The 12,028-nt window shown below is 68.4% G+C and carries 10 protein-coding genes, 3 pseudogenes and 1 other annotated feature; of the genes and pseudogenes, 9 read left to right on the top strand and 4 right to left on the bottom strand.

Annotated elements, in window-relative coordinates; all coding sequences use genetic code 11:
• Positions 1-665: 665 nt before the first annotated feature.
• Positions 666-899: pseudogene (locus tag MTO91_RS27150) on the bottom strand (heavy metal translocating P-type ATPase); the annotation flags it as partial.
• Between the two features lie 491 nt (positions 900-1,390).
• Between MTO91_RS27150 and MTO91_RS27145 the strand changes: the two are divergent.
• The 6 genes from MTO91_RS27145 (at position 1,391) to MTO91_RS27120 (ending at position 6,538) form a co-directional block, all read left to right on the top strand.
• Positions 1,391-1,963 carry a TlpA family protein disulfide reductase gene (locus tag MTO91_RS27145; protein WP_179763288.1) on the top strand — a complete coding sequence of 191 codons (573 nt, stop codon included), beginning with the start codon at positions 1,391-1,393 and terminating at the stop codon, positions 1,961-1,963.
• 39 nt (positions 1,964-2,002) lie between these two features.
• Positions 2,003-2,914 (top strand): cytochrome c biogenesis CcdA family protein, encoded by a 912-nt coding sequence (locus MTO91_RS27140; RefSeq protein WP_246354006.1) that lies wholly within the window; start codon positions 2,003-2,005, stop codon positions 2,912-2,914.
• A 2-nt stretch (positions 2,915-2,916) separates the two neighbouring features.
• Entirely contained in the window at positions 2,917-4,563 is a 1,647-nt protein-coding gene (gene resB / locus MTO91_RS27135; RefSeq protein ID WP_179763251.1) for a cytochrome c biogenesis protein ResB, read from the top strand.
• Between the two features lies 1 nt (position 4,564).
• On the top strand, positions 4,565-5,554 hold the full coding sequence (ccsB, locus tag MTO91_RS27130; RefSeq protein WP_179763250.1) for a c-type cytochrome biogenesis protein CcsB: 990 nt from the start codon (positions 4,565-4,567) through the stop codon (positions 5,552-5,554).
• A 369-nt stretch (positions 5,555-5,923) separates the two neighbouring features.
• Positions 5,924-6,166: an SHOCT domain-containing protein gene (locus MTO91_RS27125; protein ID WP_179763249.1), complete on the top strand. Its 243-nt coding sequence runs from the start codon at positions 5,924-5,926 to the stop codon at positions 6,164-6,166.
• A 24-nt stretch (positions 6,167-6,190) separates the two neighbouring features.
• On the top strand, positions 6,191-6,538 hold the full coding sequence (locus MTO91_RS27120) for a multicopper oxidase domain-containing protein (RefSeq protein ID WP_357440709.1): 348 nt from the start codon (positions 6,191-6,193) through the stop codon (positions 6,536-6,538).
• Positions 6,539-6,554: 16 nt separating this feature from the next.
• On the opposite strand, the gene MTO91_RS27115 is transcribed toward MTO91_RS27120, so the two are convergent.
• A complete protein-coding gene (locus MTO91_RS27115) occupies positions 6,555-7,331 on the bottom strand; it encodes a transposase family protein (RefSeq protein WP_202417631.1) in 777 nt (258 codons plus the stop codon).
• 79 nt (positions 7,332-7,410) lie between these two features.
• Between MTO91_RS27115 and MTO91_RS27110 the strand changes: the two genes are divergently transcribed.
• Positions 7,411-8,699, top strand: a protein-coding gene (locus MTO91_RS27110) for an IS3 family transposase (RefSeq protein WP_281010833.1) whose coding sequence is annotated in 2 segments (ribosomal slippage) — positions 7,411-7,765 and positions 7,765-8,699 — 1,290 coding nt in all. Because the reading frame shifts where the segments join, the coding sequence is not laid out codon by codon here.
• A 174-nt stretch (positions 8,700-8,873) separates the two neighbouring features.
• Positions 8,874-9,158, top strand: a pseudogene (locus tag MTO91_RS27105) (transposase); the annotation flags it as partial.
• Between the two features lie 14 nt (positions 9,159-9,172).
• On the opposite strand, the gene MTO91_RS27100 reads toward MTO91_RS27105, so the two are convergent.
• Complete coding sequence (locus tag MTO91_RS27100; RefSeq protein WP_405422007.1) at positions 9,173-10,324, bottom strand: IS30 family transposase; 1,152 nt, start codon at positions 10,322-10,324, stop codon at positions 9,173-9,175.
• A 62-nt stretch (positions 10,325-10,386) separates the two neighbouring features.
• Positions 10,387-10,518, top strand: a sequence feature (AL1L pseudoknot).
• Here MTO91_RS27100 and MTO91_RS27095 point away from each other — a divergent pair.
• A pseudogene (locus MTO91_RS27095) lies at positions 10,393-11,361 on the top strand (IS3 family transposase); the annotation flags it as partial. Its footprint overlaps the feature before it by 126 nt.
• Before the next feature lie 34 nt (positions 11,362-11,395).
• Here the strand turns inward: MTO91_RS27095 and MTO91_RS27090 are convergent.
• Complete coding sequence (locus tag MTO91_RS27090) at positions 11,396-11,797, bottom strand: hypothetical protein (protein WP_143105614.1); 402 nt, start codon at positions 11,795-11,797, stop codon at positions 11,396-11,398.
• Between the last annotated feature and the right edge of the window lie 231 nt (positions 11,798-12,028).

Genomic DNA, 12,028 nt, shown 5'->3' with positions numbered 1-12,028 from the left:
CACCTGCGCCGGGTCCGCCGTGCCGATTCCCCGCGCCTCGATGAACGAGCACACTGCGTTAACACCGCTCGCGCGTCCTCGCGAGTCGCATCGATGACGGCCCGGCCGGCCACTAAGGCGCGTGCGGTACCCCGCAAGGGTCGCCAGCGGCTGGGTGATCTCCGGTTGTCTCCCTGTGCGCACGACGAGAACTCCCCCAACAGGCCGGTGGCGTTTCCGTGCAGCTTCACGAAAAGTGGCGCCGGACTTGCTCGCGCTTCCCGCTGCATCGCGAAGGTCACCATTCTACTGTTGGCCGAGCAAGAGGAAGGTAAAATGATCGCCTGGAAAAGCAAGAGGAGGGTTAACGAAAGGCGATCACATTCGGCCAATTGGTCCTGTCTCGTCCAGGCGTGCCCGGCAGACTGCTCGGCGGAGGCGGCAGATGGCTGTCCGACGTGCCGTCCGACGGACACGCCGCTGCGGCCTCGTCGCCACCCGAGGCCCCGCCTCTTCCGATCGCCGACCCGCGTCGTGGGGTGGGGCTGACTGTCGTGTTGCCGACACACCGCCATAGTGCGAGCTGCGTCGACCGGCTTGGTCCCGGGAGCCGCATCCTGGGCAGGTGCGATGCGCGCGAGGTGGTGCAGCCACTCGGCTGCACCACCTCGTCGTGATGGACCCGATTAGTCCGCGTGTCCTCGGAAGCGGCGCAGTCGCAGGCTGTTGCCGACGACGAAGACGGAGCCGGACGCCATGGCCGCGCCGGCGATCATCGGGTTGAGCAGGCCGACCGCGGCCAGCGGGATGGCGGCCGTGTTGTAGGCGAAGGCCCAGAACAGGTTGGTCTTGATCGTGGTCAGGGTCCTGCGGGAGAGCCGGACCGCGTCGGCGGTGGCGCGGAGGTCGCCGCGGGCCAGGTGTCCGAGGGATACCGCTGCCTCCGGCGAGCCGTCCGCCTACCGTGGACCAGGCCGACCTCCGGCCCTCACGCAAACATTCCGACGCTTCTCAACCACGCTGTCCAGCATCAGGACTGCTGGGTGCAGAGTTCGAAATAGCCGCAAGTGCCTGACCGGCTTCGGTGCCGGCGAACAGCCCACCTGGTCCCCTGTGTCGACGTCGAGGAATGGGGCGCGTGGATCGGTAGGTCGAGTCGGCGTCGCTGGGAGGTCGAGTCGGCGTCGTTGGGCGCGAGCGTCTGCGGCCCTCGGCAGACCTGGGTCGTCGCAGACCCGGGTCCCGATCCCCGGCGTGTTGACCGATGAGCTAGCTTCTACGGAGCGTAGGAGTTCGGACTGCGGAGGGGAAGGAGGCCGGGGTGGCGGCGTACCGCAGGTTTTCCCACCAGCGCGGTGTTGTGAGCGCGCACAGGCGCCAGGTGCGCCCCGCTCTTGCAGCGATTGCGGTCATGGTGGTTCTGCTGTCGACCGGTTGTGGAGTTGGCCGGGACGCGGCCGGGTCGGGGCCGGGACAGGAGTTTCAGTTCGTGGCACCCGGCGGACAGACGCGGATCGCCTACGACCCGCCAGAGAGCCGTCAGCGGATCACCGACCTACGCGGCGAGAGCCTGATGAACCCGGGGACCGAAGTCGGTATCGGGGACTTCCCCGGCAAGGTCCGCGTGATCAATATTTGGGGTTCGTGGTGTGGCCCGTGCCGGGTGGAGGCGCCCGAGCTGCAGGCGGTGCAGGACGCCACGCGTGGCGATGCCGTTGTGCTCGGCATCGATGTTCGCGACGACCGGCAGGCTGCGCTGGACTTCAAAACCGACCGTGGGCTGACCTACGACTCGATCTATGACTTCTCGGGCCGCAGCCTGGCACGGCTCGACGGGTATCCGCGCAACGTGGTGCCCTCGACGATCGTGCTGGACCGCGAGGCTCGGGTGGCGGCGGTGTTCCTGACCCCGGTGTCGAGCTCGGACTTGCTGCCGCTGATCGCCAAGCTGACCGACGAAGCGGGGACAGGCCGTGAACGCTGAATCTCGACCGCTCCCGCGCACTTGTGGAGCGCGTGACTGATGGGTGCGACCACAACTCTCGCGATGTCGGGGCCGTTGGTACTCGCGGTCCTGGTCTCGGTGGCGGCGGGGCTGGTGAGCTTCGCGTCGCCGTGCGTCGTGCCGCTGGTTCCCGGCTATCTCGCCTATCTGGCCGGGTTGGTGGGCGCGCAATCACCGCCGGTGACCTCGGCCGAGGCTCGTGCCCGCGCAGCCGCCCGGCGCACAGGTACCGACGCCGATACCGTACTGGCGCTCGCCGACCCGGGCGCTCCCCGCGCCGCTGCCGGCGACCCGCCCTGGCCGGCGGCGGAGGACACGGCGGGCTCGCCTAGAACACGACCGGTCGACGGCCGCTGGCGTGTTGTCGGCGCGGTCGCACTGTTCATCGCGGGCTTCACCACCGTGTTCACCATCGTCATGGTCGGTGTGGTCTGGCTGTCCGATGTACTGATCGACAACGAGGCCGTGCTGCAGCGCATCGGCGGTGTCGTGATGATCGTGATGGGGCTGGCGTTCGCCGGGCTGATCCCGGCACTGCAGCGCGAGTACCGCGCGCACTGGGCGCCACGGGCCGGGCTGGCCGGTGCGCCGCTGCTCGGTGCGGTGTTCGGACTCGGCTGGGTGCCCTGCATCGGCCCGACCCTGGCCGGGGTCGTTGCCGTCGCCGCCGGGACCGGGGGCGGCTCGTTGCGCGGGATCGTCCTGATCCTCGCCTACTGTGCCGGGCTGGGGATCCCGTTCGTGCTCATCGCGCTCGGTGCCACCCGCGCCGTTGGCGCGCTGGGTTGGCTGCGCCGGCACACCCGAGCGGTCCAGGTCGCCGGGGGTGTGCTGCTGGTCACGGTCGGTGTGCTGCTGGTGTCCGGGTTGTGGGCACAGTGGCTGGTGAAGCTGCAGGTCTCGATCGCCGGGTTCACCCCGCCCATCTAGAGATGAGCTCACCACCTACCGCGCCCCCGACGCCGCCGCAGACCAGCTCCGGCGGCGAGCCCCCGTCGCGCCCCGGGCCCTTCCGGGCCGGGGCGGCCCTGCTGCGCAACACCTGGCGCGGCCTGACGAGCATGCGCACCGCGCTGGTGCTGCTGTTCCTGCTCGCCGTCGCCGCGCTGCCGGGCGCTCTGTTCCCGCAGCGCTCACTCAACGCGTTCCTCGTCGACGACTTCTACGCCGACTACCCCGCCGCGGCGCCGATCGTCGAAGCACTGGGCGGATTCGAGGTGTTCGCCAGCCCGTGGTTCGCCGCGATCTACCTGCTGCTGATGATCTCGCTGGTGGGGTGCGTGCTGCCCCGCTCGCGGGAGTACTGGCGCGGGATGCGCCAGCCACCCGTAGCGATACCGCGGAACCTGTCTCGGCTGCCGCACCACGTTTCGGGCGCCTCTGTCGAGGCTCCCGAAACGGTGCTCGGGCGCGCCCGCACACTCCTGCGTGGCTGGCGAACAGTCGAACGCAGCGAGGTCGACGGTAGCCGGACGGTGTCCGCCGAGAAGGGCTACCTGCGTGAGACCGGCAACCTGGTCTTCCACCTCAGCCTGATCGGGATCCTGCTCGGTCTGGCCGGGGGCAAGATGTACGGCTACGAGGGTGACGTCATCATCCGCGCGGACGGCACCGAGTTCTGCAACTCCTCCGTCCTCGGCTACGACACGTTCCGGGCCGGGCTGCGCGTCGACGGCACTGACCTCAACCAGTTCTGCGTGCGGGTCGACCGCTTCAACGGCAGCTGGCTGCCGAACGGCCAACCGGCCACCTTCGGCGCAGACGTCGCGTACCAGACCGGAGAAGACCTCCGCAACGGCAGAACCAGCTGGCGCCCGACCGACATCTCGATCAACCAGCCGCTGCGCACCGACGGCGACCGCATCTACCTCACCGGCTACGGCTACGCGCCGGAATTCACCGTCACCTGGCCGGACGGGCAGAGCCGAACCGGGGAGATCCAGTGGCGCCCGGTCGACCTGAGCGGCACCCAGCTCTCCGAGGGCGCGACCAAGTTCGAGCGCCCCGGCGTCACCGACCCGGAAGCCCGGCGCACCACCCAGCTCGCGGTGACCGGCACCTTCGCCCCGACCGGGGCGATCGACCAGCAGGGCCGCCTGGCCTCGGTGCACCCCGACCTGCGCGCACCGACCGCCGACGTCAACGTGCTGCTCGGTGATCTCGGCATCGACGACGGTCGCGGCCAGTCGATCTTCGCCGTGGACCAGCAGCAGATCGACGACGGTGAGCTGCGATCGGTCGCGCAGGACCGGCTCGGTATCGGGGACACCGTGCGGCTGCCGGATGGCACCGTCGTCCGGTTCGATGGCGTCACCCCGTGGGTGAACCTGCAGGTCGGCTACGACCCGGGGCAGGTCTGGGTGCTCATGTTCTCGATGTTGATGGTGGGCGGTCTGTCTCTGTCGCTGTTGATCAAGCGGCGCCGCTTCTGGGTGCGCGTGCAGGCCACCGACGGTGACCCCACGGGCAGCCGGGTCGAGCTCGGCGGCCTGGCTCGCACCGACCGAGCGGGCTACGGCGAGGAGTTCGACCGGCTCTCGACCGAGCTGCTCGCACCGACGCAGAACAAGGACGGTTGACATGCTCGTGGACCCGATCACCGCGATGTGGAGTGACCGCCTGTTCCAGGCGACGCTCGTCGTGCTGCTACTGGCGATGGTATTCACATCGCTGGAGTACGCGTCGCGCCGGATCGCCCGCAGCAGGCGCACGTCGGAAGCACCTGTGGCGGTCGGCGCCCCTGCGGCGGAGGCCGACGGGGAGACTGAGGTCGCGGTCGCCGAGCCGTCCCCAGCGGGCCTCACGCCCGACGGCGGCAAACCGGGTCGGGCCCGCGTCGACCGCTACGGCCGCATCGGCGTTTCGTTGATGATCCTCGCGGCGCTGCTGCACCTCGGGTCGATCGCACTTCGCGGCCTCGCGGCCTACCGCTGGCCGCTCGGCAACATGTACGAGTTCGTCTCGGCACTGTGCATGTTGGCCGTCGCCGCGTGGCTGGTGCTGGTCTACCGGCATCCCGCGATCCGTCCGGCCGGGGTGTTCGTGCTGACGCCGGTCGTTCTGCTGATGTTCCTCGCGGGGACGGTGCTCTATCTCGACGCTGCGCCCGTGGTGCCGGCGTTGCAGTCGTACTGGATCATCATCCACGTCACCACGATCACGCTGGCCTCCGGCATGCTGCTGGTATCCGGCGTCGCGAGCCTGCTGTTCCTGATGAAGCGCAGCGGGAAGCCCGCCGTGCTGGCCGCGAAGCTGCCGTCGGCCGAGACGCTCGACCGGCTCGCCTACCGGGTGACGGTACTCGCCTTCCCGCTCTACACCTTCGCCATCATCGCCGGCGCCGCGTGGGCCGAGGCCGCCTGGGGCCGGTTCTGGGGCTGGGACCCCAAGGAAGTCGTGTCCTTCGTCGCCTGGGTGCTCTACGCCGCCTATCTGCACGCCCGCGCCACGGCCGGGTGGCGGACCACGCGCGCGGCCTGGATCAACACCGCGGGCTTCGCCACAATCGTGTTCAACCTGTTCTTCATCAACATGGTGGTCGCCGGGCTGCACTCCTATGCGGGAGTGTGAGCGACTATCGGGCGAAGATTCACACCTCAAGCTGCACCGCAAGCCACGTCCTCGTCCGGTGCTGGATGGGCTCTCCTCGAGGCGGGCCAATCCCGCCGCCTGGTCGGCCAGGGCCGGAGTGACGACCGCGAACTCACTCGGTCAAGGATTCGAGGGCTGCGCGCAGGCGTGCGCCAGCGTCTGTGGCGGGGCCTCCTCGCCGAAGCGCTCGAGCGTGCCAGGGGTCGCGCCAACCACAGCAACGTACCCCCGCGGGGTATACCAACGTGCGTGCGGTGGAGTATCGCCGTTATGCGCTGAGCCCCGCCGTCGGCGCGGCGGTGCTCACAACTGCCAGCGATGTGAGGTCAACACGAGGAGGCCACGACTGTGATGGGTGAATCAATGATGGGCTGGGGCTGGATCTGGCCGATCCTCCTGCTGCTCGGGGTGTCACTGCTGGTTTATGGAACGGCACAGCTGGCTCGCGGGCGCGGCTCCTCCGGATCCGTGGTCGGTCCCGGTGCTTCCCTCGAGGCTGGGGTCACGGCCCGGCAGATCCTCGACGAGCGCTACGCGCGCGGCGAGATCGATGACGAGGAGTATCGGCGTCGCCGGGATGAGCTGACATGAACGCAGGCAGGGCGCAACCCGGGTGTGGTCGCCAGCCGCAACGGCAGGCTGGCCGTGGAGTTGACTACCGCGGCTGGCCGCGACCCTGGGTGGACAACCCACCGCAGCGCTGGGCTACAACGGCTCGTCGCCGGCCCGACTCTGCGGTTACGGCCGGGCGACGAGCTCGCCGTACGGCCCATTAACCATCTCGATCAGCTCACCGATCTGCACACGCACGGGCTGCGTGTGTCTCCGCAGGCCAACTGGGGTAATCCCTTCGTGCGGGTCGAGCCCGTTCCTCGTTCGCCTACCCTCTATCGGATTCCTGCCGATCTGAATCGTCCTGGGGAGTGGAGAGGCTCTGATCTGGCAAGGAGACTGGACCAGTGAGCCTTTGCCAACCTGATCAAGTGTTGGCGATCATGAGGGTCTGAACTGCGGCGATGAGCGCTGCGGCCTGGTTCGGGCTGGAGCGGATCTTGCGCAGGACCTTCCAGGTCTTCAGCTCGGCGTTGACCCGCTCGCCCGGCCCGCGACGGCGGGCGTGCGCGGCGTTGACCGCCTTCTGGTTCACCGACAAGGGTCGGTAACGACCGGTGTCGGGGTCGAGGCGCCGACGGCGCTGCGGGACCGCGACCGTAGGCCCGGCACCCTGGTAGGCGGTGTCGCCGGCGGCCGGGATCGCGTACTCGGTGAGCGCGTCGATGATGCCGTGCTCGCGGGCTGCGCCCATGTCGTGACGGGCCCCGGGCAGCGGCGGGGAGATCCACACCAACCGGCCGACCGGGTCGGCGATGACCTGCACGTTCAGCCCGTGGCATTTGTGCTTGCCCGAGTAGAACCCCCGGTCATAGCCGCTCGCCATGCCGACCCGGTCGATGCGCAGCAGGGTCCCGTCGATGATCACGAACGCTTTGCGCGCCGCGACCTGCATCGCTTGCTCCAGGGTCGGGGCCATCGCAGCGAGCAGGTCGATGGCCTCGCGCAGGTAGCGGTACACCGTGGAGGTCCCGACCTTGAATCCGCAGGCCAGCTGGGCGTAGGTGTCACCGGTGCGCAGGTGCGCCACGACCAGCAGGGCTTGACGGCCCGGGGTGAGCCTGCGCCAGCGGGTCGCGCGTTCGCGGCGGTGACGACGCAACAGCGTGCTGACCATCTTCAGCGTGTGGGTGGACACGGTCATCCCGGACGGGGGGTCCTGACCCCGTTCCGTGGACACGTTGATCCCCGCACGGTCGGGGAAAGCGAGATGATGTCTGACCATGGCCCGCAAGAACTACTCCGACGAGTTCCGTCGGCAGGCCGTCGAGTTGTACGAGTCCACGCCCGGGGCGACGGTGAAGGGCATCGCCGCTGACCTGGGGATTGAGCGCACGACGCTGCGCTTGTGGCTCGACCGGCACGGCAGCGGCACCCGCACCACCGCGGACGGCACCACGACCCGAGACCCGCGATCGGGCCGTGACCGGACACCGAACCGCGCGGCGGCCCCGGGCCGCGATGAGACACCCGAGCAGCGCCTGGCCCGTCTCGAGGCCGAGAACAAGGCGTTGCGGGCGGAGAAGACCAAGCTCGAGACCGAGCGGGAGATCCTCCGCCAGGCGGCCAAGTATTTCGCCGGGGAGACGCGCTGGTGACCCGCTTCCAGTTCGTCGCCGACCACCGTGAGACCACCTCCAGGCCCCGTGCGGGCTGGACGGTGAAGCGGCTGTGCGCCCTGCTCGATGTGCGGCGCTCCTCGTTCTACGCCTGGCTCGCGGCTGCGCCCGCGCGGGCGCAACGCGAAGCGGCCGACATCGCCCTGGCCGAGCGGATCCGTGTCGTGCACGAGGGCGACCGCACCTGCGGACGGCCACGGATCACCGCTGAGCTCAACGACGGGGTCGCACCCGAGCAGCGGGTGAACCACAAGCGCGTCGCCCGCGTCATGCGCGAGTACGGCATCACCGGCTACCGCCGACGCCGCCGGGTGCGCACCACCATCCCCGAGCCCGCCCAGAGCCCGGTGCCCGACCTGCTCGGACGCGACTTCACCGCCGCCGCCCCGAACACCGTCTACGTCGGTGACATCACCTACCTGCCGCTGGCCGACGGGCGCAATCTCTACCTGGCCACCGTGATCGACTGCTACTCCCGGCGGCTGGCCGGGTGGGCCTTGGCCGACCACATGCGCACCGAGCTCGTCGCCGACGCTCTGCGCGCAGCGTCCGCGGACCGCGCAAGCCTTGCCGGGGCGATCTTCCACTCCGACCACGGCTCGACCTACACCAGCCGCGCCTACGCCGAGCTCTGTGACCGGCTCGGCGTCCGCCAGTCCATGGGCGCGGTCGGGTCCAGCGCCGACAACGCCCTGGCCGAGTCGTTCAACGCCACCCTGAAACGGGAAGTGTTGCAGGACAACCCGTTCTGGCCCGACGAAATGACCTGCCGCCGAGAACTGTTCCGATGGATGACCCGCTACAACACCCGACGGCGACACTCCTACTGCCGCTACCAGACCCCGAACAACTACGAGGCGAGCTACGCAACTACCGTCCCAGCAGCCGCGTAATCCACCCCGTGTCCACTATCCGGGGTCAAGGCCCGGGTAGGACAGCACCTTGAAGCTCCTGGTCGGACGGATTGGTCTCAGCAACCGCTCGTCTACCAGGAGCTTCACCCCTTCGAGGTCACGCCACGCCGCACACGCTCTGACCTGCCCGTCCGTCAGGTTGGCAAAGGCTCAGTGCCTGCACCTCGAAAGTTCGATGCGGAGACGCGTGAGCGCGCTGTGCGCCTGTACGCCGACCGTCTGCGTGATCACGGTGAGTCCAAGCTGGCTGCGCGCCGGCACGTGGGTGAGTTGTTGGGGATCAATCCGGCGACGATCCGGAATTGGGTCGAGGCCGAAGAGGGCCCGTCAGTGACGGCGGCACCGGTGGGTGCGGGCGTCGATGCTGAGGAAGTGCGGCGGCTGCGGCAGGAGAATGCGGAGTTGCGGCGGGCGAACGAGATCCTGAAGACGGCGAGCTTGGACTCAACCCGTCAGCGCAACAGTGCTTCGAATCTATCAGCCGGGGTGTCGAAGTCGAGGGTCTTACGGGGGCGCGTGTTGAGTCGGTGGGCAATCTCGTCGAGCTGGGCCTGGGTGACGTCGCCGAGGCTGGTGCCCTTCGGGAAGTACTGCCGGAGCAGCCGGTTGGTGTTCTCGTTCGTGCCGCGCTGCCAGGGGCTGGCCGGGTCGGCGAAGTAGACCTCCAGCCCGGTCCGCTCAGTGACGATCTTGTGTCGGGCCAGTTCCATCCCGCGGTCCCAGGTCAGCGTGCGGCGCAGCTGCTCGGGCAGCCGGCACATCTGCTGCGACAGCGCCCAGGTGACGGTGTCCATGTCGCGTCCCTGCAGGGCGACGAGCACGGTGAACCGGGTGGTGCGCTCGACCACGGTGGCGATCTGGGTCGTGCCGCGCCCGAGCAGCAGGTCGCCCTCCCAGTGCCCGGGCACCGCCCGATCGGCGACCTCGGCGGGGCGCTCGCGGATCGAGACCGCGTCGGTGATCTGCGAGCGCCACTGCCCGGTGGTGGTGTTGTGCACGTTGCGCCGGATCGGCCGCCCCGACCGCAAGTGCTTCTGCAGGGTCTTGGCCAGTACGCCGCGGGTCTGCACGAACAGCGACTTGTAGATCGTCTCGTGCGACACCCGCATCCCTGAGCCCGGCTCGAAGTGCTTGGCCAGGTGCCCGGCGATCTGCTCGGGCGACCAGTCCTCGCCGAGTCTGTCAGCGACAAACCCGCGCAGCAGCGGACGCCGCGCGAGCAGGCACACCTTCGGGCGCCGTGCCCGGCGCCAGGCACGATCCTCGGCGTCGACCGCCCGGTACTTGCGCCGGCCCTTGTTGCGGGCGATCTCGCGGCTCACCGTCGAGGCGGGTCGGCCGATCTCGGCCGCGATCGCGCGCATCGACTTGTTCTGGCCCAGCCCGCGCGAGATCTCCTCGCGCTCGGCGGCAGTCAGCGTCCCCGGTCGGCGCCGGCGTGGCGGCGGAACATAGCCCCCGCTCGACTTGAGCACCGTGAACACTGAACCCGGGGGCCGCTCGATCGCCCGAGCGATGTCACTGATCGACTCCCCGCGCCCCCAACGGACCCACAGATCAGTGCGGTCCTCATCGGACATCCCCGGCCTGCCCAAGCGTGCCATCGCCCACCCCTATCATGATCAACTACCTGTGGGGTGTTGCGCTGACCGGTTGAGTCCAAGAGCGCGTTTTTCGCCCAGGCGGAGCTCGACCGCAAACTTCGCTGATCTGTGAGTACGTTGGCGGTCACCGTGACCGTTTCGGAGTCGAGCCGATTTGCGCCGTCCTGAGCGAGTACGGGGTGCAGATCGCTCCGAGTACCTACTACAAGTGGCGGGTGTGTCCGGTGCGGCCGACTGAACTCGAGGAAGCGTACCTGGTGAACGCGATCGTCGATCTGTTCCGGAAGAACAAGCGAGTGTACGGGGTACGGAAGTTGTGGCGTGCCGCCCGCCGCGCCGGCTTGGACGTCGGACGGGACCAGGTCGGCCGACTGATGCGGATCGCGGGCGTTCAAGGGGTGCGGCGCGGGTCGCACCGGGTGGCAACCACGACCCGAGACCCGCGGGCACCGCGACACCCTGATCTGGTCGGACGCGGCTGGAGCACGCCGACGCGGCCGGATGCGATCTGGGTCGCGGATTTCACGTATGTGTGGACCGCGGCCGGTTTCTGTTATGTGTCGTTCGTGACTGACGTGTACTCGCGTCGAATTCTCGGATGGAAGGTGTCGACGGCGAAGACGACACCACTGGTGCAGGGCGCGCTCGGTCAGGCATTGGCGACCCGACGTCGCGAGTCGGCCGAGTTCACCGCTGACGGCTTGATTCATCATTCGGATGCGGGATCGCAATATACTGCACTGGCGTTTACCGAGGAACTTCGCGAGGCGGGTATCGCCGGCTCGATCGGGACGGTCGGTGATGCGCTCGACAACGCGTTGATGGAGTCGACGATCGGTCTGTACAAGACCGAGCTGGTCGGACCGTACGCGGTCGACCGGAACTGGGACGGACTGCGCGAGCTCGAACGCGAGACAGCCGAGTGGGTTCGATGGTACAACCATGAGCGACTTCACTCATCCATCGATTACGATTCGCCTATCGAACGTGAAATGCTGTACGCTGACACGATCGCCCAACGGGGCGTGGCGGCCTGAACCTCAGCCTCTCGCGAACCCAGGACGGTTCACCTCAGCGGTAGGGTTGGGGCGGTCGAGCTTCACGAAAGATCTGATGCTCCAGCTCTGTTAGGTGCTCGGTTAGCTCAACCGTTGTGTCGAGCAGCACGGCAGTGCGTACCTGATCGTGAGTCCAGCCTGCGGCGAGTGCGCACTCGATAAACATCATCTCCTGCTGTTGAGCCAGACGACGCGAGCTGTCGATGAACCACGGCCACAGGCGTAGCGCTTCAGCCGATTCCGTTCCGGGTGGCCCTCGTCGAATGGCCAGGCGCGCGGCGAGGACGACCGCGACCTGTGGATCGACATGCTGTGCTACGTCGATGCCAACTTCGGCGACGATCCAATGCCACAGGTCCGCAGGTACATTTCCCGGTCGACGTGGCAACGAGTCCGCATCCTCGAGCACAGACACCTCCGAAACAACAGGATCAGCGGGCCACAATCATTTGATACCGCCTCGGATACTCAAACGAGCGACTGCACGGACGGGGGTACCACATCCAGCGGTTCGGCACCCGGTCGCCGACGTTGGGCGGTAGCCCCCCAATCGCGGATCGTCGAATCGGGCGCGTTCGACATCTGCGTGCTGACGACTGCCGCGGTCGATAGCGTGGCTGGCGGGGACCGTCCGCGTTCGACAATT

The sequence above is a fragment of the Pseudonocardia sp. 2-7 genome, from assembly GCF_056341085.1.
Note: the sequence above shows the minus strand (reverse complement) of the source record. Positions and strands in the feature narration are given on the sequence as shown.